Annotated in this window: 22 protein-coding genes; 12 read left to right on the top strand and 10 right to left on the bottom strand. The window is 71.1% G+C overall.

Annotated features, from left to right (window positions below):
• Window positions 1-36 precede the first annotated feature (36 nt).
• On the bottom strand, window positions 37-1,272 hold the full coding sequence (locus M9914_12085) for a serine hydroxymethyltransferase (protein MCO5174915.1): 1,236 nt from the start codon (window positions 1,270-1,272) through the stop codon (window positions 37-39).
• Between the two features lie 198 nt (window positions 1,273-1,470).
• On the opposite strand from M9914_12085, the gene M9914_12080 reads away from it, so the two are divergent.
• Window positions 1,471-2,238, top strand: coding sequence for an SDR family oxidoreductase (locus M9914_12080; protein MCO5174914.1), 768 nt, complete (start codon window positions 1,471-1,473; stop codon window positions 2,236-2,238).
• 84 nt (window positions 2,239-2,322) lie between these two features.
• Here M9914_12080 and M9914_12075 read toward each other — a convergent pair whose 3' ends face one another.
• The gene (locus M9914_12075) at window positions 2,323-3,021 is read right to left on the bottom strand and encodes a CYTH domain-containing protein (GenBank protein ID MCO5174913.1); all 699 of its coding nucleotides are present in this window, start codon (window positions 3,019-3,021) and stop codon (window positions 2,323-2,325) included.
• Window positions 3,022-3,153: 132 nt separating this feature from the next.
• Between M9914_12075 and fusA the strand changes: the two genes are divergently transcribed.
• Window positions 3,154-5,205: an elongation factor G gene (gene fusA / locus M9914_12070; protein ID MCO5174912.1), complete on the top strand. Its 2,052-nt coding sequence runs from the start codon at window positions 3,154-3,156 to the stop codon at window positions 5,203-5,205.
• 100 nt (window positions 5,206-5,305) lie between these two features.
• On the opposite strand, the gene M9914_12065 is transcribed toward fusA, so the two are convergent.
• Together M9914_12065 and metK are read right to left on the bottom strand one after the other, a co-directional pair.
• Entirely contained in the window at window positions 5,306-6,148 is an 843-nt protein-coding gene (locus M9914_12065) for a hypothetical protein (protein ID MCO5174911.1), read from the bottom strand.
• Window positions 6,149-6,215: 67 nt separating this feature from the next.
• Window positions 6,216-7,373: a methionine adenosyltransferase gene (gene metK / locus M9914_12060; GenBank protein MCO5174910.1), complete on the bottom strand. Its 1,158-nt coding sequence runs from the start codon at window positions 7,371-7,373 to the stop codon at window positions 6,216-6,218.
• Between the two features lie 82 nt (window positions 7,374-7,455).
• Here metK and M9914_12055 point away from each other — a divergent pair, with 82 nt between their 5' ends.
• Complete coding sequence (locus tag M9914_12055) at window positions 7,456-7,980, top strand: GNAT family N-acetyltransferase (protein ID MCO5174909.1); 525 nt, start codon at window positions 7,456-7,458, stop codon at window positions 7,978-7,980.
• Between the two features lie 67 nt (window positions 7,981-8,047).
• Window positions 8,048-8,602, top strand: coding sequence for an NYN domain-containing protein (locus M9914_12050; GenBank protein MCO5174908.1), 555 nt, complete (start codon window positions 8,048-8,050; stop codon window positions 8,600-8,602).
• Between the two features lie 12 nt (window positions 8,603-8,614).
• Here M9914_12050 and M9914_12045 read toward each other — a convergent pair whose 3' ends face one another.
• On the bottom strand, window positions 8,615-10,033 hold the full coding sequence (locus M9914_12045; protein ID MCO5174907.1) for a hypothetical protein: 1,419 nt from the start codon (window positions 10,031-10,033) through the stop codon (window positions 8,615-8,617).
• A 265-nt stretch (window positions 10,034-10,298) separates the two neighbouring features.
• Here M9914_12045 and M9914_12040 point away from each other — a divergent pair, with 265 nt between their 5' ends.
• On the top strand, window positions 10,299-11,654 hold the full coding sequence (locus M9914_12040) for a UDP-glucose/GDP-mannose dehydrogenase family protein (GenBank protein ID MCO5174906.1): 1,356 nt from the start codon (window positions 10,299-10,301) through the stop codon (window positions 11,652-11,654).
• 85 nt (window positions 11,655-11,739) lie between these two features.
• Here M9914_12040 and M9914_12035 read toward each other — a convergent pair whose 3' ends face one another.
• On the bottom strand, window positions 11,740-13,374 hold the full coding sequence (locus M9914_12035; GenBank protein MCO5174905.1) for a hypothetical protein: 1,635 nt from the start codon (window positions 13,372-13,374) through the stop codon (window positions 11,740-11,742).
• Between the two features lie 173 nt (window positions 13,375-13,547).
• Between M9914_12035 and M9914_12030 the strand changes: the two genes are divergently transcribed.
• On the top strand, window positions 13,548-14,858 hold the full coding sequence (locus tag M9914_12030; protein ID MCO5174904.1) for an S-layer homology domain-containing protein: 1,311 nt from the start codon (window positions 13,548-13,550) through the stop codon (window positions 14,856-14,858).
• A 159-nt stretch (window positions 14,859-15,017) separates the two neighbouring features.
• Here M9914_12030 and gatB read toward each other — a convergent pair whose 3' ends face one another.
• Window positions 15,018-16,430, bottom strand: coding sequence for an Asp-tRNA(Asn)/Glu-tRNA(Gln) amidotransferase subunit GatB (gatB, locus tag M9914_12025; GenBank protein ID MCO5174903.1), 1,413 nt, complete (start codon window positions 16,428-16,430; stop codon window positions 15,018-15,020).
• 41 nt (window positions 16,431-16,471) lie between these two features.
• On the opposite strand from gatB, the gene M9914_12020 reads away from it, so the two are divergent.
• Window positions 16,472-16,900, top strand: coding sequence for a bifunctional nuclease family protein (locus tag M9914_12020; protein ID MCO5174902.1), 429 nt, complete (start codon window positions 16,472-16,474; stop codon window positions 16,898-16,900).
• Window positions 16,901-17,105: 205 nt separating this feature from the next.
• On the opposite strand, the gene dps is transcribed toward M9914_12020, so the two are convergent.
• Both dps and M9914_12010 read right to left on the bottom strand, forming a co-directional pair.
• Window positions 17,106-17,603 carry a DNA starvation/stationary phase protection protein Dps gene (gene dps, locus M9914_12015; protein ID MCO5174901.1) on the bottom strand — a complete coding sequence of 166 codons (498 nt, stop codon included), beginning with the start codon at window positions 17,601-17,603 and terminating at the stop codon, window positions 17,106-17,108.
• A 21-nt stretch (window positions 17,604-17,624) separates the two neighbouring features.
• Entirely contained in the window at window positions 17,625-18,848 is a 1,224-nt protein-coding gene (locus M9914_12010) for an alanyl-tRNA editing protein (protein MCO5174900.1), read from the bottom strand.
• 147 nt (window positions 18,849-18,995) lie between these two features.
• Between M9914_12010 and folE the strand changes: the two genes are divergently transcribed.
• Complete coding sequence (gene folE / locus M9914_12005) at window positions 18,996-19,538, top strand: GTP cyclohydrolase I FolE (GenBank protein MCO5174899.1); 543 nt, start codon at window positions 18,996-18,998, stop codon at window positions 19,536-19,538.
• A 98-nt stretch (window positions 19,539-19,636) separates the two neighbouring features.
• On the opposite strand, the gene M9914_12000 is transcribed toward folE, so the two are convergent.
• Window positions 19,637-20,410: a Cof-type HAD-IIB family hydrolase gene (locus tag M9914_12000; GenBank protein MCO5174898.1), complete on the bottom strand. Its 774-nt coding sequence runs from the start codon at window positions 20,408-20,410 to the stop codon at window positions 19,637-19,639.
• A 141-nt stretch (window positions 20,411-20,551) separates the two neighbouring features.
• Between M9914_12000 and sdhC the strand changes: the two genes are divergently transcribed.
• From sdhC to M9914_11980, 4 genes are read left to right on the top strand one after another with little or no spacing between them, the layout of a single operon-like run.
• Window positions 20,552-20,911, top strand: a complete 360-nt coding sequence (gene sdhC / locus M9914_11995; GenBank protein MCO5174897.1) for a succinate dehydrogenase, cytochrome b556 subunit — start codon at window positions 20,552-20,554, stop codon at window positions 20,909-20,911.
• Window positions 20,911-21,339 carry a succinate dehydrogenase, hydrophobic membrane anchor protein gene (sdhD, locus tag M9914_11990; protein ID MCO5174896.1) on the top strand — a complete coding sequence of 143 codons (429 nt, stop codon included), beginning with the start codon at window positions 20,911-20,913 and terminating at the stop codon, window positions 21,337-21,339. Before sdhC ends, sdhD begins: the two co-directional genes overlap by 1 nt.
• A 21-nt stretch (window positions 21,340-21,360) precedes the next feature.
• On the top strand, window positions 21,361-23,103 hold the full coding sequence (sdhA, locus tag M9914_11985; GenBank protein MCO5174895.1) for a succinate dehydrogenase flavoprotein subunit: 1,743 nt from the start codon (window positions 21,361-21,363) through the stop codon (window positions 23,101-23,103).
• A gap of 8 nt (window positions 23,104-23,111) precedes the next feature.
• Window positions 23,112-23,810: a succinate dehydrogenase iron-sulfur subunit gene (locus tag M9914_11980; GenBank protein ID MCO5174894.1), complete on the top strand. Its 699-nt coding sequence runs from the start codon at window positions 23,112-23,114 to the stop codon at window positions 23,808-23,810.
• The last annotated feature ends 70 nt before the right edge of the window (window positions 23,811-23,880 follow it).

The following is a 23,880-nucleotide window of genomic DNA, read 5'->3' as shown; positions in this document are numbered from 1 at the left end:
GAGCGGGCGCGCCTAGCAGGCTAGGGCCGACGCGGTTCAGCCGGGCATGGGGTGGCGCCGCGCGAGGTCGCCGACCTCGGCGGCGACGCTCTCGGGCTCGGTGCCCTTCAGCCCGCGGTCGATCAGGTCGGCTACGGTCGCCATCTCGGCGACCGTGAAGCCGCGCGTCGTGACGGCCGGCGTGCCGATGCGGATGCCCGACGTGATCCACGGCTTCTCGGGGTCGAACGGCACCATGCTCTTGCTCACGGTTATCCCGACCTTGTCGAGGCGCTTGCTGGCCGTGTTGCCGTTGATGCCCGTCCCCTGGAGGTCGACGACGAAGAGGTGGTTGTCGGTGCCGCCAGACACGATGCGATAGCCGCGCTCGCCGAGGCGCGCCGCCAGCTCGATGGCGTTGGCGAGGATGAGCGCCTGGTAGTCGCGGAACGAGGGCTGGAGGGCCTCGAAGAACGCCACTGCCTTGCCGGCGACGACGTGCTCGAGCGGGCCGCCCTGGATGCCGGGGAAGATGACGCGGTCGATCTTCTTGGCGATCTCCTCGTCGTTGCCGAAGATGAGGCCCCCGCGCGGCCCGCGGAGCGTCTTGTGGGTGGTGGTCGTCACGACGTGCGCATGGGGCAGGGGGTGTGGGTGGAGGCCCGCGGCGATGGGCCCGGCGATGTGGGCGACGTCGGCCATGAGGATGGCGCCGACCTCGTCGGCCACCGCCCGGAAGGCGGCGAAGTCGATGAAGCGGCTGTAGGCGCTCGCCCCCGCGATGATCATCTTCGGACGGTGCTCCCGGGCCAGGCGCCTGAGGGCGTCGTGATCGATCCTCTCGGTGGAGCGATCGACGGGGTAGCCGACGACCTCGTACGAGCGTCCGGAGAAGTTGACGGGCGAGCCGTGAGTCAGGTGGCCGCCGTGCGCCAGGTCCATGCCGAGGACCTTGTCGCCGGGCTCGAGCAGGGCGTAGTAGGCGGCGAAGTTGGCGTTCGAGCCGGAGTGCGGCTGCACGTTCGCCCAGGTGGCGCCGAACAGCTCCTTGGCGCGGTCGATGGCGAGCTGCTCGACCTGGTCGACGACCTCGCAGCCGCCGTAGTACCGCTTGCCCGGGTACCCTTCCGCGTACTTGTTGGTGAGGACCGAGCCGACGGCCTCCATGACCTGTTTGGAGACGAAGTTCTCGGAGGCGATGAGCTCGAGGCCGCCCGCCTGGCGGGTGTACTCGGCGCCGATCAGCTCGAAGGTCCGCTCGTCACGGACGGGAACGTGTGCGCTTCGCGTCATGGCCGCAAGTATAGCTGCCGGGGTCCCGGACCCCGCGTGGCGGCGGGGGCCGTCGCGAACTCCCCTCCGGGTCGGAGGGCGCCGCGCCGCCGCAGGCCCGGCGCGGGTCTCGCGTCCCGGCAGGGTTACGGAGCTTGTGAAATCCTGAACTTGACGGGGCGCTGGCGTTGCAGGCGCGCCCGCTCCAGGAGGTCGAATATGAGTAGCGCCACAGGATCGGGGCTTTTGGCAGGCAAGGTGGCTGTGGTGACCGGCGCGAGCTCCGGCATCGGCAAGGCCATCGCCGAGGACTACGCGCGCGAGGGCGCCTCCGTGGTCGTGGCGGACGTCAACGACGCGGCCGGTGAGGCCGTGGCGGCGGCCATCACTGCCGCCGGCGGCACGGCGAGCTACCGCCACTCGGACGCCGCCGACCCGGAAGCGGCCGAAGCGCTCGTGCGGTTCGCCGTCGAGCGCTACGGCGCCCTCCACGTCGCATGCAACAACGCGGGCATCGCGGGCGAGTCGAACCCTACGGCCGACTACTCGGTCGCCGGGTGGCACAAGGTCATCGACGTCAACCTCAACGGCGTCTTCTACGGCATGCGCGCACAGATCCCCGCCGTCCTCGCGGCCGGCGGTGGCGCCATCGTGAACGTGGCGTCGATCCTCGGTCAGGTAGGCTTCGCCGGCGCCCCGGCGTACGTCGCCGCCAAGCACGGGGTGGTCGGACTCAGCAAGAACGCCGCCATGGAGTACGCGCAGGCCGGCGTGCGCGTGAACGTCGTCGGCCCGGGCTTCATCGCGACGCCACTCCTGAAGGACCTCGGCGACGACCTCCTGGCGGCCATAGCCGCCATGCACCCGATCGGCAGGCTCGGGACGTCGGAGGAGGTAGCCGGGCTCGTCACGTTCCTCTCGTCGGACAAGGCGTCGTTCGTGACGGGCAGCTACGTGGCGGTCGACGGCGGGTATCTGACCAGATAGGGCCCTGCGTGCGCGCTGCCCAGCGCGAGCGCGCTCATGCGGGGGCGTTCACGCGGCGAGCGTGCGCAGGCGGCTGCGGAGGGCTCACTCGATGAAGGGCGCGAGCAGGCTGGCGGCCCGCTCCAGCTTGCTCGCGCTGCCGGCCACGAGCGGCAGCAGGCGTTCGAGGGCCTCGCCGATGGCCAGGAGAGTAGCGCCGGTGGTGCCGCCCCTCGCCTCGATCTCGACCTCGGAGAACAGCGCGGCGTCTATCAGCGCCCCGTCGCCGCGCCCGCGCGCCGGACGGCATGCGACCTCGTCGAAGGCCAGCTCGGCGATGAGGCTGCCCGCGGGCGGACCGGCGCGCTCGATGGCGAAGGCCACGCGCGTCGTCTCGATCTCCAGGCGCGGCTCGAGGGTCGGAAGCGCCACGAGGCCGGCGAGGCGTGTGGCGACAGCGGTCGGCCAGGCGGGCGCTGTCGAGGCGTCGGCCCTGAGGCTCGGTCCCGGTGGCCAGGGCGTCGTCAGCGGCGCCTCGAGCTCCTCGCGCTCGAACACCCCGCGCACGGCGTCGCCGCGGCCCTTCACCGTCGCGACCGCCGCGCCGCGCGCGGCGCGCACGCGCAAGGCCAGCCCGTGCCGCTCGAGCGCGAGCGCCGGGTCGTCGAAGTAGACGTCGAGATGCCGGCTCGTTCCGAGGGGCCGCACTGCGAGCCGCAGCGGGGCCAACGCCGCGGCGAGCTCGGACGGCTCCGGCACCGCGCCCTCCGGGGAGGAGTACTTGAGCTCGAGCTCGACCGCCACGCTCGAGTGTAACCGCGCCGGAAGCGCGGTCGTCGCGGCTTGGCGCACCTGGTAGACTCCGGGGAGACGGGCCAAAGCCTTCGCTGGAACCATGCGGCCCCGAAGCCGCTGTAACAGGAAAGGGAGCTCAAGATGTCCCAGATCCGCAACGTGGCTGTCTTGTCGCACAGCGGCGCGGGTAAGTCGTCGCTCGTCGAGGCCATCCTGTTCCGCGCCGGCGCCATCCAGACGCTCGGGAAGGTGGAGGACGGCACGAGCGTCTCGGACGTCACGGCCGAGGAGAAGCGCCGCAAGATCTCCATCTACTCGACGATCCACCCCTTCACCTGGAAGGGGGAGGAGTTCAACGTCATCGACACGCCCGGCTACGCGGACTTCGTGAGCGAGATCCGCGGCGCCCAGGCCGCGGCCGACGCGGCCGTCATCGTCGTCTCCGCCGTGTCCGGCGTGGCCGTCGGCACCGAGCGCGTCTGGACGTCCAGCCTGGAGCGCGAGCTCTCCACCATGGTCGTCATCAACAAGATGGACCGCGAGAACGCCGACTTCTTCCGCACGATGGCCGACATCGAGGCGACGTTGCCCGGCAACATAGCCGCCATCCAGATCCCCATCGGCCAGGCGGAGGAGTTCAGGGGCATCGTCGATCTCCTGACCATGCGGGCCTACGAGTGGCCGGACGGCACGACCCCGGTCGAGGTGCCGCTCCCGGCGGAGGTCGAGGGATTGGCTCGCGAGTACCGCGACCGGCTCGTCGAGGCCGTCGTCGAGACGGACGACGAGCTGATGCTGCAGTACCTGGAGGAGGCCGAGATCGACCAGGACGCCCTGCTCGCGGCCTTCTACGCGGCCGTTCTGCGGCACGAGCTGACGCCCGTCCTCCTGACCTCGGCCACGAAGGTCATGGGCATCAGCCTCCTGCTCGACTTCCTGACCCGCGGCGTGCGGCACGTGCACGACCACGGCCCCTTGCCCGTCGAGTCGGGCGATCCGCCCGTCCTTGGCGAGGGGCAGCCGTTCAGCGCCCGCGTCTTCAAGACGGTCGTCGACCCGTACCTCGGCAAGGTGTCGTTCATGCGCGTGCTATCCGGCGCGCTCAACGCCGGTGAGCCTCTGCGCGACGCCTCCAACGGCGCCGACCTGCGCACGTCGCACATCTTCGTGCCCCGTGGCAAGGACCTGACCGAGGTGAAGCGGCTCTCGGCCGGCATGATCGGCGCGCTGACGAAGGCCGAGGAAGTGCGCACCGGCGACACGCTCACGGCGCCCGGCGCCGAGTTCGTCCTCGCGCCCATCCGCCTGCCGTCGCCCGTGATGGCGCTGGCGCTGTTCCCGAAGGCGCGCTCGGACGAGGACAAGCTCGGCGACGCGCTCGCCAAGGTCCTCGATGCCGACCCGACGCTCAAGCTGGAGCGCAACCCCGACACCAAGGAGGCGGTGCTCTGGGGCATGGGCCACGTCCACCTCGAGATCGCGGTGGCGGCCCTCAAGGACCGCTTCGGCGTAGAGGTCGAGACGCGCCTGCCCGCCATCGCGTACCGGGAGACGATCCAGGGCAAGGGCGACGCCCGCTACCGGCACAAGAAGCAGTCGGGCGGCGCCGGGCAGTTCGCCGAGGTGGCCCTCACGGTCGAGCCCACGCCGCGCGGCGCCGGGTTCGAGTTCGAGTGGAAGGTCGTGGGCGGCACCATCCCGACGCAGTTCCAGACGAGCTGCGAGAAGGGCGCCCGCGCCGGCATGGAGTCAGGCGTGCTTGGCGGCTTCCCGCTACAGGACGTCAAGGTCAGCGTCTACGACGGCAAGGACCACCCGGTCGACTCGAAGGACATCGCCTTCCAGTTCGCCGCCACGCAGGCCATGCACGAGGCCTTGCTACAGGCGAAGCCCATCCTGCTCGAGCCGCTCGTCCTGCTGAAGGTGCGCGTGCCCGACCGCTTCACGGGCGACGTCATCTCCGACCTGAACACGCGCCGCGGGCGCATCCTCGGCATGGACACCGAGGGCTCGGTGAGCGTGGTCAGCGCGCACGTGCCGCTCGCCGAGATCCAGGCGTACTCGGCCGACCTCCGCAGCATGACGGGCGGCCGCGGCGCCTACTCGTTGAAGATCGACCGCTACGAGGCGGTGCCAGCGCAGGTCGCCGAGAAGGTCATGGCCGACGCGAAGCAGGCCCGCGTCGCGTCCTGAGCCGGGTGTCCGGCGCGCGGCCTCCCGAGGCCGGCGGGGGCTGGGGGCTTCAGCCCCAACGGAGCGTCGGCGCGGCGGCGCCCGACCGAAGCCGCTCCTGTCAGGCGCGCGCCAGCTGCTCGCGGACGTCCTTCGCTAGCTCGCGGCCGAGCTCCGCGCCCTCGCGTGCCTCGCCAGTGACGTAGGCCTGCAGGACGGTGCCGTCGCGCGCGACCGAGCCGAACAGGGTCAGCTCGCCGTCCTCGGTCACCCACGCGACGGAGCCGACGTGCATGTCTGGCAGCTCGGCGGCGAAAGCCAGCTCGGCCCGCACGCGGTCGAAGCTGGGCCGATGTTGCAGGGAGTAGGCGGTCTCGAAGGCCAGGTCGTCGTCGTCGCGCACGAGCAGCCCGACGGCGCCCTGCCCGGGGGCCGGCGCGAACACGGTCTCCTCGAGCACAACGTCGATGGCGCTCCGGAGGTCCAGGGTGACGAGCGTGGCGGCGGGGAGGACGGCGGCGTCGAACCCCGTCCCGACCCGCGCGAGGAGCGCGTCCGGTGCCGAGGCGTCCACCTCGACCCGGAAGCCCGGATCGATCCCCCTCAGGAACGCGCCGTCGCGCTCGGACGTGACGGCGATGCGCGCTGTCGCGGGCAAGGCCCGGAGGTCGCCCTTGCCCTTGGAGGCCAGCGCGGAGCGCGGCTCGCCCCGGCGTACGACGGCGGCCAGCCTGATGCCGTCCGGCAAGGCGGGTGGGAGGCATTCCAGTTGAGCGACGGCTATCCCGACCTCGCCGCTCGCGAGGGCCTGCAAGAGGGGACCGCTCTCCTGACCGCCGGTCTTCGGGACGGTGCGGAGGCGCAGTTGGAGGTCGGGCCACTCGTCCGTGAGGAACTCGAGCACGCTGCGACCGTGACGGATGGCGAGTAGGCCCTCACGATTGCCCAGAACTATCCTGGCCATGGCGCTACTTGTACCACGAACCCCGTGACGCGCGAGACGAGAAAGCGCGTGCTGGCGCGGTTTATCCTTAGCCGGCCACGGAGGCGAGCCGGGCGGCACGGGGGGTGTCCTCCCAGGGGAACCCCGGGCGGCCGAAGTGACCGTAGGCGCTGGTCGCGGCGTAGATCGGACGCCGGAGGTCGAGCTGCTCGATGATCGCGGCCGGCCTGGCGTCGAACTCGGCGGCGACCACCTCGGCGAGACGGTCGTCGGGCAGCACGCCGGTGCCGAACGTGTCGACGTACATTCCGACCGGCCTGACCACCCCGATCGCGTAGGCGAGTTGCACCTGGCAGCGCTTGGCGAGCCCGGCGGCGACCACGTTCTTGGCGATGTAGCGGGCGTAGTAGCTCGCCGACCTGTCCACCTTGGTGGGGTCCTTGCCGCTGAACGCGCCGCCGCCGTGCGGCGCGGCGCCGCCGTAGGTATCGACGATGATCTTGCGCCCGGTGAGCCCGGCGTCCGCCGTCGGGCCGCCCTCGACGAAGCGCCCGGTCGGGTTGATGTACACGCTGGTCCTCTCGTCGAAGAACCGCCGAGGCACCGCCACGCGCAGCACGTGCTCGAGGAGGTCCTCCTCGATCCGCTCCAGCGGGACGTCGGGGTGGTGCTGCGCGGAGAGCACGGCGTTCTGCAGGCGCACTGCCACGCCGTCCTCGTACTGGATGGTCACCTGCGCCTTGCCGTCGGGGCGCAGGTAGGGGAGCGCGCCGCTCTTGCGGACCTCCGCCAGGCGCTGCGCGACCCGGTGGGCGAGGAGGATCGGGAGGGGCATCAGCTCGGGCGTCTCGTCGATGGCGTAACCGAACATCAGGCCCTGGTCACCGGCCCCGACCCGGTCGTGCGGGTCCGTGCCGCCGGTATGGTCGACGCCCTGGGCGATGTCGGGCGACTGCTCGTTGAGGGCGATCAGGACGGCGCTGTGGTCGGCGTCGAAGCCGTACGCGGCGTCCGTATAGCCCACCTCGCGTGCGGCGGACCGCACGATGGCCTGCACGTCGACGTCGGCCTTGGTCGTCACCTCGCCGGCGACGAGCGCGAGCCCGCGCGTCAGGAGCGCCTCCACGGCGACCCGCGCGTGTGGGTCTTGCGCGAGGATGGCGTCGAGCACGCTGTCGCTGATGCGGTCGGCGAGCTTGTCAGGGTGACCTTCTGCGACGGATTCGGCGCTCACGAGGCGCGACATGCCGATCTGACCTCCAGGGGGCGCCGCGCAACGCGGCAACCTGTGCAGGATACCAGGCCCGGCGCGCGGTTATCATCGGCGCGTGCTCGTCAGGGATGCGATCCCGGCGGACGCCGAGGCCGTGAGGAAGCTGCTCGCCGGCGTCTACCGCGAGGGTGGGGCGTTCGTCGGCGACGGCGCCGAGAGTGTCGGCTCGCTCGCCGGCAGGATCGGCGCCGCGCCGCGCCGCAGCCACTACGCGGTGGCCGTGTCCGACGGCACGGTCGTCGGGTGGTCCGAGCTGCAACGCTCCCCCGCACGCCGCCTCGAGCACGTCGCCGTCCTCACCCTGGCCGTCGCGCCGCACGCCAGGCGCGGGGGCGTCGGAAAGGCGCTGCTGCGCGACGGTTACGCGTGGTGCGTGCGGGTCGGCGTCCTCAAGATGTCGTTGAACGTGCGGGCAGGCAACCTCGCGGCCGTGAGGCTCTACGAGAGCGAGGGGTTCGCGCACGAGGGCAGGGAGGTGGACCAGATCAGGCTGCAGGGCGACGAGGGCGACGGTTTCGAGGACAACCTGATCATGGGGAGATGGCTGGGCCCTCCGCGCCGCGGCGTGCAGGGAAGGTAGCGCGCGCTGTCACCGGCGCTCACGCCGACACCGACGCCCCGCCCCGTCCGGGCGGTAGACTAGGCCCATGCAGACGGCCGATACGCGGGCCCCGAAGCCTGCGCCGGGCGAGGGGCCTGAGCAACGAGTAGCCCTCTACGTAGACACCCAGAACCTCTACTATGCCGCTCGCGACGCGTTCGACGGCAGCGTCGACTACCAGACGCTGCTCGAGACGGCCTTGCGCGGCAGGCGCCTCGCGCATGCGAACGCCTACGTGGTGGAGCGCGAGGGCGATACCACCGCCCATGGCTTCTTCGGCAAGCTCAACAGCCTCGGCTACCGCGTCAAGCGCCGCAAGGTGCGCGTCCACCGCGTCGACGACGACGGCGCCGTGCGCCTCGAGGGCGACTGGGACATGGGCATCGCGGCGGACATCGTCAGGGGCCTTGGTCATGCCGACGTCGTCGTGCTCGCCAGTGGCGACGGCGACTTCGCCCCCATCCTCGAGCTCGCGCAGGAGGAGGGCAAGCGCGTCGAGGTCATGGCGTTCCGCGAGGCGGCGGGCCAAGCGCTGCAGGACCTGGCGGACCGCTTCGTGGCGCTCGGCGACGTGCCCGGCATCTTCCTGGCGGGGCGCTGAGCGCTGGTCGTTTCAGAAGGGGCCCCAGGCGACTCCAAGCGTGGCCAGGTGCGCAGCGTAGGCCCGGTAGTAGGCCTGTAACCCGCGTTCGCGCGCGTCGAGGGCGCGTGCGAGCGCCTGGTCGTTCCGCGACAGGTTGCGGGCCTCGCCCGGGTCCTCACGGCGCAGCAGCGCGAGCTGCACGGCCTCGTCGAGAAGCTCGACCTCCAGCCAGGCGCGTTCCAAGGCGCTCGCCGAGGCGTCCAGACGCGCGGGGCGTCCGGCCTCGAACGCGTCGAGCGCCGCTTGCGCGGCGGCCACGCCCGCCTCTGCCTGACGCACCGCCGCGCCCATGCTCTCGTCGAGACGGATGTCGGCGCTAAGCCTCACGCTCCAAGCGTCCTTGCCCGTGGGGCGCCATCGCAGGCCCAGCTCCAGCTCCGGCCTTCCGAGATCGAGGCCGACCGTCCCCGTCAAGCGGTTCCCACCCTCCTGGTAGTAGGCCTGGAGCGACAGGTCGCGCAAGGGTGCGAACCGGGCGCGCGCGAGTTGCGCCTGCGCGACCCGCAGCGCGAGCATCAGGCCGGAGCCGGCGCTCGCTCGCGTGCCGGCGCTGGCCGGCGCGGGCACCGGCAGCGCCGCGAGCCGGCAGCCGAGGGCAGCGTCCGCCTGCTCGTCCCCCGCACCGACTACGAGCTCTGCCAGCACGGCGCGCAGCGTGCTCGCCGCGGCGCGGGCGTCGTCGAGAGCGAGGCGCGCCTGACGGACCCGGAGCCGCGCCTCGCGCAGGTATAGAGGCCCGAGCTCAGGCTCGGCGCCGGGCTGGGCGGGGGTGCCGAGGGGCGAATCGTGGTCGGGGTCGGCGGTCCGCTCAGCGGCTGTCGCTTCGGCTGTCGCTTCGGCCGTGGTCAGGCTCGCCAACAGCAGCGTGAGCTCGGACTCGGCGGCGGCCTCCGCCCGCCGAGCGACCCGCAGCCGGCTCAGGGCCACGAGGGCGTCGACCACGTCGGCGCGGCGCTGCGCGGCCAGGCGGCCCTCGGCGGTGTCGAGGGCCGCCTCAGCCCGTAGGACGGCCAACTCGTCGTAGCGGTACCCCACGGCGGCGTTGACCTGGAAGCCGATGAGCTCCAACGGGTCGACCTCGTCCTCGAGGTCGACACCGTCGCCGAGGCCGACGCTAGGGCGCAGGCCGAGGCCGGCGCTCACGCCGTTGCGGACGGCGGCCAGGTCTGCGCTCCTGGTCAGCACGTCCGTCTCGCGGAGGTAAGTCGTCGTCGAGACCGCATGAACGGCCGCCGCCAGGTCGGCGGCAACTAGGTCTGCGCAGACGGGGACGGGCGGCGCTCCGACGGACGTGGTGCCGCTCGCAGCGGTGTAAGCGGCGAGCGTGGCCGCGGACAAGGCGGCGACCGCGGTGGCCAGCCGGCGGCCGGTGGTCGGCCACCGGCTCACGGCAGGCCCACGACTGACGGTTGCCGGGCGGGTAAGGTTCGTCCTCGCGGAAGCCCGCGCTGACTCAGGCGTAAGCACCGGTGACCCCCAGACGGCGGCGGCCGGAAGCGTCCCGCCGCCACGGTTGGATGTTTGCCGCCACTCTAGCGGTTCGGCCCGCGGCCGTGGTCGGTCGCGGCCGGCGATCGGTACCCAACCGGTCGTCCTCGCGGCAGGTGACCGGTCGGTAAGGAACGGTTCAGGCGCTCCCGCTTAGGATGAGGGCATGAGAGTGACCATCATCGGAACTGGTTACGTCGGCCTGACGACAGGCACCGCCCTCGCCTATCTCGGCAACGAGGTGACCTTCGTAGACAAGAAGCGCGACGTGGTGGAACGCCTGGCCGCCGGCATGCCGACAATCCACGAGAGCGGCCTGGCCGAGATCATGGCGGCGGGGAGACTACACTCCACCTTCCGGACGGACATCCCGGAACTGACGGGGGAGGGCGTCGTGCTCATCGCCGTCGGCACCCCGTCGAAGGACGACGGCGACGCCGACCTGTCGTTCGTGGACGTCGCCGCCACGGAAGTGGCCGACCGGATCCAACCCGGAGCCAGGCTCGTCGTCGTCAACAAGTCGACCGTGCCCGTCGGCAGCGCGCGGCACGTGAACGGCATCATCGCGCGGCGACTCGCGGCCAGGGGCGTCAGTGCCGAGGTGCACGTGGCGTCCAACCCGGAGTTCCTGGCCGAGGGCAGGGCGGTGCAAGACACCCTCTACCCGGACCGGATCGTCGTGGGCAGCGACACGCAGGTGGCGCGCGCCATGCTCCGCGAGCTGTACGCGCCCATCCTCGAGCAGACCTTCGACCCGCCCCCCGGCTCGCCGCGCCCCGAGCGCCTCGAACTGCCGCCCTTCATCGGCACGACCACCACCAGCGCCGAGCTCACCAAGTACGCAGCCAACGCGTTCCTGGCGACGAAGATCAGCTTCATCAACGAGTTCTCCGTGCTAGCGGAGAAGGTGGGGGCCGACATCGTCGAGGTGGCCCGCGCGATCGGCCTCGATAGCCGCATCGGCGGCAAGTTCCTCAACGCCGGCATCGGTTGGGGCGGCAGTTGCTTCGGCAAGGACACGTCAGCCGTCATGGCGCTCGGCACCTCGTACGACTACCAGATGCCGCTGGTCCGCGCCGCCGTTGACGTCAACAAGCGCCAACGCCTCTACGTCGTCGAGAAGCTCCAGCACCACCTCAAGGTCTTGCGGGGCACGACGATCGGGCTGCTCGGGTTGGCTTTCAAGGGCAACACGGACGACCTCCGCGACGCCCCCGCCCTCACGCTCATACGCGAGCTCAGCCAGCGCGGCGCGGTCCTGCGCGTCCACGACCCCATCGCCATGGACAACGCCAAGCGCCACTTCCCGGACCTGCCGGTCGAGTACTGCGCCTCCGAGGTCGAGATGGCCCGCGGCTGCGACGCCGTCGTGGTGGTCACCGACTGGCCGCAGTACCGCCAGGTCGACTTCGCGGCGTTGGCGCAGGCCATGCGCGGCGACCTCCTCCTGGACGCCCGCAACCTCTTGCAGCCCGGCTCGGTGGCGGCCGCCGGGCTCAACTACGTCGGGATCGGGCGGTAGCCGCCCGACGGCGCGGGCCATTACCGCCCGGCCGAGCCGGCCGGTACGAACGCGCCGGCTGGGCCGTCTCGCTAACCCTGACGGGTCACCACCCCGAGAACGTGGCGCCGGCGGGCACGAGCACCAGCCGTAGGCGCAGCGTGACGGGGTAGTAGGGGGTGAGGTCTATGGGGGTGCCGTCCGCGCCGCGCGTGTAGCGCTCGTCGAGTGGGCGCGAGGTGGCGTCGCGCAGCACGAGCAGCAGGCGGTTGAGCCCGCGCGTCCAGTCGACCTCCTCCTCGCCGGTCAGGTTGCCGATGTCGAAGCTCGCGCTGAAGGCGCCCGTCCCCGTGACGACGAGGCGGCTGGCGTCCGTGCACGGCGGGCTGATGACCGACTCGTCCCCGGGCACCAGGCACAACTGTAGCTGCATGGGGGCCGGGCTCGGCTTGGCGCTCACGTCCGCCCTCACGTACAGGGTGCCGCGCTCGACCCCGGTGGCGCCGGCCACCCGCGCGCCGGAGCCTGCGGCGGGATCCACGAACACGAAGGCACCCTGACCCCCATCGCCGATGCTCCTGGCCGTGACCGAGCCGTCGTACAGGGCGATCTGGCCGGCCGGGGTCGTCGGCGGCGGTGTGGGCGTGGGGGTAGGGGTCGGTGTTGGTGTTGGCGTGGGTGTCGGAGTGGGTGTTGGTGTTGGTGTTGGAGTCGGCGTGGGAGTGGGTGTTGGTGTTGGTGTTGGAGTCGGCGTGGGAGTCGGTGTTGGTGTCGGAGACGGTGTCGGTGTGGGTGTCGGAGTGGGTGTTGGAGTAGGTGTTGGAGTAGGCGTCGGCGTAGGAACAGGTGTCGGTACCGGTGTCGGTGTGGGGACCGGTTCGGGTTCCGGCTCGAGCAGGGCGTTGAGGCGAGCGACGGCCTCAGCGGCCTGCGGGTCGCCGGGCGCCGCGGCGAGGACCCGTTGCCAGGCCTCGAGCGCGCCCTCCTCGTCTCCCAATGCCCCGAGGCTGGCCGCCACGCCCCGCAACGCGTCCAGGAACGTAGGCGCTTCGTCGGCCGCCTTGCGGAAGCCGGCGAGGGCAGCCCTATGGTCGCCGTTGGCGAACGCCGCCCTGGCGGCAAGGTAGGTGTCCGCCGTCGCCAGGCCGAAGTTCGCGCCGTACTTCGCGCGCTCCAACAGGGGCTCCAGTTGCGGCTGGGCGCGGATGGCCCGCTCGAGGCGAGGGGCGGCCGCCGCGGCGTTTCCGACGGACAAGTAGGCCTGGCCCAGCCAGGACTGCACATCGAGGTCGTCGGGCAGATACGACTGAGCGGTCTCCAGGAGGCCGACGGCGGTCTGGGCGTTGCCCGCGGCCAGGGCGTCGAAGCCGAGCTTGGAAGCTGCGGCGCCGGCCGCCGAGCGGGCGGGTGCGTCCATCGTGCCGCCCGCCGCCGCGTAAGCCTGCCAGGAACTCAGCGCGCGCGCGGTCCAGCCCGTCGTCCCGTAAGCCTGAGCGAGGAAGCGCAACGGCTCCGGCCTGCCCGGGGCCAGGTCGCGGGCGTGCTCGGCCGCCGCGAAAGCTTGGCGCCACAGGGGTTGGTCGGGGTAGTACGTCTCGTAGGCCGCCAGCGCGGCAGCCGCCGCGGCCTGGGCGTCGGCGAGCGCGGCTGCGGCCTCCGCGGGCAGGGGCGCCTGGGCCGCGGCGCCGGAGGTCAGGACGGCCGCAAGCAAGATCGCGAGCATGCGAGTTAGATAGTTCACCTCCCAAGATGATAGCCGTCCGTTCACCGTCGTGGCCTCGGTCGCGCCTGACCCATGGGCTCGGCCGTGATATGCACGGTGCTTGAAGGCACGCGGATGGGCGATTATCTAACCCAGCGGCCGTCGGCGCCGAACCCGAAGGGTTCTCGACGGCCACACCTCGTAGGAGAGAGATGAGAAGAGCACTCATTGCCATCGCAGCGCTCGTACTGGTGGCCATCGGCCTGAGCCAGGCGGGGATCGATTGGGGAAGGGCCGCCGTCAGGGACTTGGGCGAGGTCGGCGTGGAGACGGGCTTCCCCGACGGCTCCTTCCTGGGAGAGGGGCCTGTGACCGGCTATCAGGCCGCCGTCCTCGTCGATCGTTTGTTGACGCGGGTCGACAACGCCACCGGTTGCACGGACGCCGGCGCAGGGGTCACCGATCCCAACTTCGGATTCGTGGACGTTAGCCCCGACCATTGGGCCGCCGGCGCCGCGAACCGCATCGCCACGCTTGGCATCAGCCCGGCGTTCCCCGACGGGCGCCTGAACGGCGACGAGTTCCTGAGCGGCTACCAGGTGGCTCTACTCATCGACCAGGCCGTCGGCCTCGTGGACGCGAAGGTCGCTTGCGGCACTCAGAGCGTGCAGGAGCGGCTCGGTGCCATGAGCGCCGAGGTCGCCGGCCTGCGTGCCGAGATCGCCGCCGGCGCTCTGGCGGGCCCCGCCGGCCCCGCTGGGGCTCGAGGCCCCGCAGGTCCCCAGGGACCCCAGGGCGAGCGTGGCGAACCTGGCCCGGCCGGGGCCGACGGCGCGCCCGGCCTCGCCGGTCCTGCCGGTCCTGTAGGCCCGACAGGTCCCGCTGGCGAGCGGGGCGCGCCCGGGGCCGACGGGCGCGATGGCGCCGTCGGTCCCGCCGGCCCCGTCGGTCCTGCCGGCCCCCGCGGCGACGCGGGGCTGGCTTGCTGGGACCGCGACGGTGATGGGCGTCTCGGTCTCGATGAGGACATCAATCTCGATGGCGTCGGTGATGCCCTCGACTGCATCGGCCCACAAGGTCTGGCTGGTCCCGTCGGTCCCGTCGGTCCGGCCGGCCCGCAGGGCGAACGTGGGGCGGCGGGCCCCACGGGTCAGCGTGGCATGACCGGGGCGACGGGTCCGGTCGGACCGGCCGGACAGACGGGCGCGACCGGCCCCGCCGGGCCGCGCGGCGAGAAGGGCGACACCGGCGCTACCGGCGCTACCGGACCGCAGGGTCCTCAAGGTGAGCCCGGCGCGACGGGGGCCGTCGGGCCACAGGGGCCGGCCGGCCCGGCAGGACCGGCCGGTGCCGACGGCGCGATCGGCCCTGCGGGGCCTCAGGGTCCGGCCGGGCCAGCAGGTCCCGCCGGGCCAGCAGGCCCCGCCGGTCCGGCCGGACCGCAGGGTCCCGAAGGACCGCAAGGTCCAGAAGGACCGCAGGGCCCCCAAGGCCCCCAAGGCCCCCCGGGCACCCCCGGCTGAACTTGGCTCCCAAGGGCCGGCGGCCGTGACGACAGACGCCGGCGGAGACGCCAGACGCCCCGAGGACCTCCTCGGGGCGTCTTCTCGGAACCGGCTCCTCGAAATAGAGACCGGGTCCATCTAATCCGAAGCGCTTCAGTCGCTATGCACTTACCGCACTTACCCGCCGAGGCGTTCTTCCAACAGCCGCCGCGCCAGGTCGGGGTTGGCCTTGCCCTGGCTGGCGGCCATGACCTTCCCGAGCAAGGCGTTGATCGCATTGGGGTTGGCCCTGACGCGCTCCACGAGCTCCGGGTTGGCCTCCACCGCCTTCGCGACGAGGGCCTCGAGGGCCGCGACGTCGCTGACCTGACCGAGGCCGCGGCTGGCGACGAGCTCGGCGGGGTCTGCGCCTTCGAGGAGGTCGGGCACGAGGTCCTTGGCGGCGGTGGCGGAGAGCGAGCCGCCGTCGACGAGCTCGACGAGGCGCGCGAGCGCGGCGGGCGTCAGCTTGGTGTCCGCGGCGCTCACCCCGAGCGCGTTCGCGCGGCCGGCTACCTCGCCCGTCAACCAGTTCGCAACGTTCTGCGCCGGGCCGGTGTAGGCGGCCACCGTGGCGTCGAACAGCCGGGCCACGGCGTGGTCGTAGGCGATCTGCGCCGCCTCCGTTCCGCGCACACCGTCCGCTAGGTAGCGCCCCAGGCGGGCCTGCGGCAGCTCGGGCATGGCCGCCAGCACGGCGCGCTTGCGCTCGTCCGGGATGGCGACCGCGGGGATGTCCGGGTCGCGCAGGTAGCGGTAGTCGGCCGCCGTCTCCTTGGAGCGCAGCGAGTAGGTGCGCTGGCCGCCCTCGTTCCACCCCCGGGTCTCCTGGACGACGCGGCGCCCGCCTTCCAGGAGCTGCGCCTGGCGTTTCGCCTCGAAGCCCAGGGCCGCGGCGACGCTCTTGAAGGAGTTGAGGTTCTTGACCTCGACCTTGGTGCCGAACGGCTCGCCGGGCAGACGCACGGACACGTTGACGTCGGCGCGCATCTTGCCCTCCTCCGGGGCCGCGTCGGACACGTCAAGCGCCTGGGCGATGGCCCTGATCTCGGCGAGGAACTCGCGCGCCTCCTCGGCCGAGCGGATGTCCGGCTCGGTCACCATCTCCACGAGCGGCGCGCCGGCGCGGTTGAGGTCGACGAGCGAGTGGTCGGCGTAGGCGGGGTGCACGAGGCGCCCGGCGTCCTCCTCCAGGTGGCACCGGGTGATGCCGACGCGCTTGCCGCTTGGCAGCACGACCTGACCGTGCCGGCCTATGGGCACGTCGCCCTGGCTCGTCTGGTAGTTCTTCGGGGCGTCAGGGTAGAAGTAGTGCTTGCGGTGGAAGTACGTCGTGTTCGGGACCTCGCAGCCGAGGGCCACGGCGAAGCGCAGCGCGAGCTCGACCGCCCGCTCGTTGACGACGGGCAAGGCGCCCGGCAGACCGAGGCAGACCGGGCAGACGTTCTCGTTGGGGCGCGCGCCGAAGCCTTCCGCCGAGCAGCCGCAGAAGAGCTTGCTCGTCGTGCGCAGAGCGAGGTGTACCTCAAGGCCGATGACCGGCTCGAACATGCGGGCGAGTGTATCAGGGCGAGTCGGGCTATGATCGCCCCGTGGTGCGCATAGAACTCGAGGGCATCGCCGTCTCCGGCGACGAGAACCAGTTCCTCGCGCTCCTGCGGGCGCCTGGCGGCGAGGTGTTGCCCATCAGCATCGATTCCGCGCAGGCCATCAGCATCGCGGCCGGCCGCGGCAGCGAGCGCCCCGACAGGCCGCTCACCCACGACCTCGTCATGTCGGTCCTAGAGCTGTTCGGCGCGACCGTCGAGCGCGTCGAGATCACGGACCTGAAGGGCGGGGTGTTCTACGCCTCCCTCGTGCTCGCGCGCTCCGGCGTCAGCTTCGAGGTCGATGCGAGGCCGTCTGACGCCATGGCCCTCGCCGTGCGCTCCGGCGCGCCCATCTTCGTGGCCGAAGGCGTCATCGAGGAGGCCGCCATGCGCGATGAGGACTTCACGGACTCCGGCGGCGCGAAAGCCTAGAGGAACAGGCTTGGGGCCCTCGTTCGGGGAGGGCCCCAAGCCTTACGCGTCGTTCACGGGTCCGGCCGGAAGCAGGACGGCTCACCGGCGCTAGAGAGAGCCACGGGCCGGACGCACTATCGGTGCCAGTGCGATCAGTGCCGGTGCGATCGGTGCCGTGCGATCAGTGCCGGTTGCGATCGGTACCGGTGCGATCGTCAGGCGATCAGTACAGGTGCGACTCCAGGAAGTAGAGCTGCTGGTCGGTGCCGCGCGACACCTCGGTGAGGAGGTCCTCCGTGGTCGGCTCGTCGATCTTCGCCACGGCCGCGATGGCGGCCCGGTTGCTCTTGGCGTAGGCCGCCACGCGGTCGCGCACGAGCTCGAGGAAGACGGGCACCGCGTGCTCGTCGGCCGGGAACTCGGGCAACCGCGATGATGCCGCCGCCATGCGCACGGTGCCGAGCGCCACGCCGCCGAGGAGCGCCACGCGCTCGGCGAGCATGTCGGCGAAACCCTCGAAGATCTCGGCCTGGTCGTCGAAGAGCAGGTGCACTTGCTGGAAACCCAGGCCCTTGACGTTCCAGTGCGCCTGCTTGATCTGGCTGTAGAGGTCGAGCGTGTCGGCCAGCTGCTGATTGAGGATGGCCACGAGGTTCTCGCGGTCGCCCTTCGGGATGTCGATCTTGACGTCTATGAGACGGCTCTTGGTTGCGGTAGGCATACGAAACCTCCTGGGTCCAGCCTACCGGTTGGCCAGTGTCGCGAGCGTGCGCGCGAGCACGTCGCGCACCGCGGTGGCGGAGGATCTCGCCGCACCCTGGGCGCGATCGGGGCGCCCGCCGCCGCGCCCGCCGAGGCTCGCCAGGGCGGCCTGCAGCAACGGCCTGACGTCCACGCCCGTGTCGGGACCGGTCACGAAGGCGAGGCGGGCCTCGCCGTCCGCGACGCCGCCCAGTAGGGCGACCGTGCGCGGCAGCGCCTGGCAGGCCTCCACGAGGGCGGGGAGCAGCGCGGCGTCCTCGCCTTCGAGCACGGCGCTCACGACGCCGTCTCGCGCGTCGGCAGCGAGCCGCTCGAGGTGGACGGCGGCCAGCCGGCCGCGCCACTCGGCGGCGTGGCGCTCGGCGGCGGCCAGCTCCTCCTTGAGTCGGACCCCGCGGGCTGCCAGCTCCTGCACCGGCGCGCTGAACGCGCGTCCGAGGGCGTACGCGGCCTCGTGTTTGGCCCGGTAGTCGGCCACGGCCTCCTCGCCGGCGCGGAACGTTATGCGCGTGTTGCCGCCGCGCACGCGCTCGGCGGCCGTGATCTTGATGGGCAGGGTCTCGGCGGACGAGCGCAAGTGCGTGCCGCCACAAGCCACGATGTCGTAATGCCCGATGGCGACGAGCCGCACCAGTCCGGCCACCTTGGCTGGCCGTCGCAACGCGTACTCGCCCAGGCGCGAGTCGTCGACCTCGAACGCCGTGATGGGGTGGTTCTGCCGCGCGGCGTCGTTCGCCATGCTCTCGGCGGCGGCGAGGTCGTCCTCGCCGATCTCGCCGCCGACGTCGATGGTGCAGTCCGGACCGCGCATGCTCACGGAGAGCGTGCCGAACGCCGGCGAGACCCTGACGAGCGCCTGCGACAAGACGTGCTGGGCGCTGTGCCGCTGCATGTGGCGCCACCGCAGCGGCCAGTCGATCTTGCCGACGACGTTCTCGCCGACGGCCACTTCGCCCGCCATGGAGTCGTCGTGGTTGGCAAGCAGATGCCATACGTCGTCGTCGCCACCGCGCGCCTGGACATCCAGCACCTCGAAGACGCCGCGCTCGGAGCCGAGCGTGCCTACGTCGTGCGGCTGCCCGCCGGTGGTGGGGTAGAAGGCGCTGCGCGCCAGGCGCACCCACGTGCCGTGCTGATCGGCGGCGGTCGCCGTGACGCGCGTGTGGAAAGTGGTCAGGTAGCTGTCGTAACGGTCTAGGCGCACGTGGAGAGTGTAGCGCCGGTCGCTCCGAGGCGACGCGCGTCCGGTAGCATGCCTTCCCAAGGAGGCATCGTCTTGACCACCAAGCCGCGCGGCCCCGTGACGGCGGCCATCGAGCCGCTCGAGTTCGACGAGGTCGGTGACGCCCCGCTGGCCGGCCTGGTGGCGGAGCTCATCGGCGGCCTGGGCGAGGACGTCGGGCGGGAGGGGCTCCTGAAGACGCCGGAGCGCGTCTCCCGCTCCATGCGCTACCTGACGTCCGGCTACGGCCTCGACGTGCGGGAGGTGGCCAACGGCGCCCTCTTCGCCGCGGAGGGTCCTGAGATGGTGGTGGTGAAGGGCATCGAGTTCTACTCGCTGTGCGAGCACCACCTGTTGCCCTTCTTCGGTAGCGTGCACATCGGCTACATCCCCGACGAGAAAGTTCTCGGGTTGTCGAAGTTCGCGCGCGTCGTCGACGTCTTCGCGCGCCGTCTCCAGCTCCAGGAGCGCCTCACGGCGCAGGTAGCCGACGCGCTCGTCGACATCCTCCAGCCGCACGGGCTCGCCGTGGTGTCGGAGGCGAGCCACCTATGCATGATGATGCGCGGCGTCCAGAAGCAAGGCTCCACCACGCTGACGAGCGTCATGCGCGGGTCCTTCCGGGACGACGCGCGCACGCGTCAGGAGTTCTTGCAGGCGATAGCGCGTTAGGCCAGGCGCGTCCGGTCAGGCGCGCGGCGGTGTGTAGGTGCCGGCGGTCGGTTCGTTCCGCGTTACCGACCGCCTAGCCGCGCGAACCGGCAAGGGACTTACAGCGCGTTGCGCTCGAGCCACGCCGCGACGCCGCCGAGCTCCGGCGAGTCCACGTGCTCGTCGGCCGCCGCGAGCGCGTCCGGGTGGACGTCCGGCCCGACGGCGACGGAGTGCCCCGCCCAGCCGAGCATGGTGACGTCGTTCAGCCCGTCGCCGAACGCCACGACCTGGTCGCGCGGCACGCCCAGGAGGCCGGCGATGTACTCGAGGGCGCTCCCCTTGTCGCCGCCCGGGGGGACGATCTCGAGGTAGCCGTCGCCCCAGAGGTAGCGCAGCAGTTCCGGGTGGCGCGCGGCCACCCAGCCGTCGAGCGCCGGCGTGCGCGTGGCGCCGTGGAACACGACCTTGTCGGCCGCGAGGCCGAGCCCGACCTGGAAGCGCGTGATGGCGCGGCTCTCGGCGTGCACCCAGTCCCAGCGCTCGTTGCGCGGGTCACGGACGTAGAGCACGTCGTCCACCACGCACGAGAACTCCACCGTCGCGTCGTTCAGGTGCTCCTCCAGGAGAGAGTCGACCTGGGCGGTGGCGAGGCGCATGCGGCGCAGGACCCCGCCCTCGCGGTCGCGCACGTAGGAGCCGTGGTTGACGGCGTGCGGCACCTCGATCTCCAAGAGGTCGAGGAAGGCCCGCGCCGAGCGCAGGGGCCGCCCGGTAAGGACGGTGACGATATGGCCGCGCCGCCGTGCGGCCTGCACGGCGGCCAGGGTCTCTTCCGGCAGCCGGTAGTCGTCGGTTACGAGGGTCTTGTCTAGATCGAAGGCTAGCAACACAGCGTCACGACCATACCAGTAGGTGGCGACGCACGAGTGTCGTTCGCATCGCTGGGCGCGGCAGGACCGCGTCCAGGTGCGGTGATACAATCCTCATGACAAGGCTGGGTGGCGCCGACGGCCGCTCACGGAGGTTGATTCATGTACCGAGGTCGCGAGGGTCAGTGGGCCTACTTCCTGCACCGGATCACCGGGGTGGCGTTGGTCCTCTACCTGATGCTTCACGTGTTCGACATCTCGCTGGTCATGTACGGACCCGACGGGCCCTTCAACGCCTTCCTGATGTTCTATCACCAGTGGCCGTTCAGGATCGGGCTCGTGCTGGTCATCGCGGCGGTCGTGTACCACGCGCTCAACGGGCTGCGCATCATCCTCCTGGACTTCACCACCTGGGGCATCCGCTACCAGCGCGTGATGTGGTACACGGTCCTCGGCGTCACGACCGTCATCGGCGTCCCGGTCCTCGTCAAGATCCTGCCAGAGATCTTCGGGGGCGCCTGATGGCCGCCCGCCCCAGGAACCTCCAGGAGGCGCGCGACAGGTCGCGGAACAACGCCGAGCTCGCCTGGTGGGTGTTCATGCGCGTCTCCGGGCTCTTCCTCGTGTTCCTCGTGTTCGCCCACGTGTTCATCAACAACATCGCCATCAACGTCGCCACCGTCGACTACAACTACGTGGCCACCCGCCTGGCCAAGCCGAGCGTGAAGGTCTTCGACACGTTCCTGCTCGGCCTCGCCATGCTGCACGGCGTCAACGGCCTCCGGGTGGTGATCGGCGACAACATCAGGCGGCCGGGCCTGCGTTTCTGGGTCCAGGTCGTGCTCATCGTGGTCAGCGTCGGCATCTTCGTGGCCGGGGTCATGACCCTCTGGGCCTTCTCGTACCGAGAGATGGGCGACGCCATCCGCGACCTCACGAGCGGCCACTAGGGAAGGGTGACTCAAGCAAGCATGATCAGGGCACACAAGTTCGACGTCATCGTCGTCGGCGCCGGCGGCGCCGGCTTGATGGCCGCGCGGTACGCGGCCCACAACCCGAACGTATCCGTCGCCGTGATAACGAAGCTCTACCCGACGCGCTCGCACACGGGCGCGGCGCAGGGCGGCGTCGGCGCCGCCCTCGGCAACGTCAGCGAGGACCACCCCGAGTGGCACGCCTTCGACACGGTCAAGGGCGGCGACTACCTGACGGACCAGGACGTCGCGGAGGCGTTCTCGCACGAGGTCATCGACGCCGTGTACGAGCTGGAGCACATGGGGCTCCCCTTCAGCCGCACGCCGGAGGGCCGCATCGCCCAGCGCAAGTTCGGCGGCCACACGCGCGAGCACGGCAAGGCGCCCGTCGAGCGCGCCTGCTACGCCGCCGACCGCACGGGCCACATGATCCTGCAGACCCTCTTCCAGCAGTCCATCAAGGACAGGGTCCACTTCTTCAACGAGTTCCACGTGCTCGACATCATCCTCGACGACGGCGAGTGCCGCGGCGTGGTCGCGTACGAGCTCGCGACCGGCGACCTGCACGTCATCCAGGCGAAGGCCACCGTGCTCGCCACGGGCGGCAACGGCCGCATGTTCAAGGTCACTTCCAACGCCCACGCGCTCACCGGCGACCTCACGAGCATCGTGTGGCGCCGCGGCATCCCAGTCGAGGACCCGGAGTTCTACCAGTTCCATCCCACGGGGCTCTACAAGCTCGGCGTGCTCCTCACCGAAGGCGCGCGTGGCGAGGGCGGCATCCTGCGCAACGCGGACGGCGAGCGCTTCATGGAGCGCTACGCCCCGACCATCAAGGACTTGGCGCCGCGCGACATGGTCTCGCGCGCCATGTACCTGGAGGTGCGCGAGGGGCGGGGTTGCGGTCCGAACAAGGACTACATCCACCTAGACCTGACGCACATCGACGCGCACATCATCGAGGAGCGCCTGCCCGACATCACGGAGTTCGCGCGCATCTACCTGGGCGTCGACCCCATCAAGGAGATGGTGCCGATCCAGCCCACCGCGCACTACATGATGGGCGGCGTCCCGACGACCATCGACACGAACGTGATCAGCGACGGCGCCAACACGATCATCCCCGGCCTGTACGCGGCCGGCGAGGTCGCCTGCGCCTCCTTGCACGGCGCCAACCGCCTCGGCACCAACTCGCTCGGCGACCTTCTCGTGTTCGGCCGTCGCGCCGGCCGCAACGCCAGCGCGTACGCCGAGACGCTCGACTCCTTCCCCGACCTCCCCGCCGGCGTGCTCGATCACACCAAGGACATCATCGACGCCGCCCTCAACGGCTCGCACGAGGAGCGCGTCTCGACCATCCGCGCCGAGCTGCAGACCACGATGATGGACAACGCCTCGGTGTTCCGCACGGCCGAGACCCTCGCCACGCAGGTCGAGGAGGTCGAGAGGCTCCGCGAGCGCTACAAGCGGATCGGCGTCGACGACAAGGGCAAGCGCTACAACACCGAGCTCCTCGAGGCCCTCGAGCTCGGGTTCCTCCTCGACAACGCCCAGCAGCTCGTCACGGCGGCGCTCAACCGCACGGAATCGCGCGGCGCGCACTCCAGGGAGGACTTCAAGGAGCGCGACGACGCCAACTGGCTCAAGCACACCCTCGTCTACAAGGATGGCGACGGGGTACGCATCGACTACAAGCCCGTCACGCTCGGCCGCTACGAGCCGAAGCCACGGGTCTACTGAGGCCGGCCATGCAGATCTCCATGAAGATACGCCGCTACGATCCGGAGAAGGACGCCAGGCCGCACTGGCAGGAGTTCAACCTCGACGTGGCCCCGACCGAGCGCGTCCTGGACGTGCTCAACCAGATCAAGTGGCAGCTAGACGGCTCGCTCACCTACCGGCGGAGCTGCGCGCACGGCATCTGCGGCTCGGACGCCATGATGATCAACGGCATGAACCGCCTCGCCTGCAAGATCCTCGTGAAGGACCTGGGCGACAAGATCACGGTCGAGCCCCTGCGGGGGCTGCCCGTGCTCAAGGACCTGATCGTCGACATGGAGCCGTTCTTCGACTCCTACCGCGCCATCCTCCCGTACTTCATCAACGACGACCCGCCGCCCCCCCGGGAGCGGCTGCAGAGCGTCGAGGACCGGGCGCGCTTCGACGACACGACCAAGTGCATCCTCTGCGCCGCCTGCACGACATCGTGCCCCGTGTTCTGGACGAACGGGCGCTACATCGGTCCGGCCGCCATCGTCAACGCCCACCGCTTCATCTTCGACTCGCGCGACGAGGGTTCGGCCGAGCGCCTGCGCGTGCTCAACGACGCGAACGGGCTCTGGCGCTGCCGCACGGCCTACAACTGCACGGAAGCGTGCCCGCGCGGCATCCCCATCACCAAGGTGATCGAGGAGACGAAGCGCGAGCTGATCTGGCAGCGGATGTAAGAGACGAGCGGCGCCTGGTCCGCGCGCGCTTGGCCGTCAGGCCAAGCGCAACGTCTTTGCCTTGAAGCGA

Source organism: Trueperaceae bacterium (genome assembly GCA_023954415.1).
Taxonomy (GTDB): Bacteria; Deinococcota; Deinococci; order Deinococcales; family Trueperaceae; genus JAAYYF01.
This window is presented reverse-complemented; position numbering and strand designations above follow the sequence as displayed.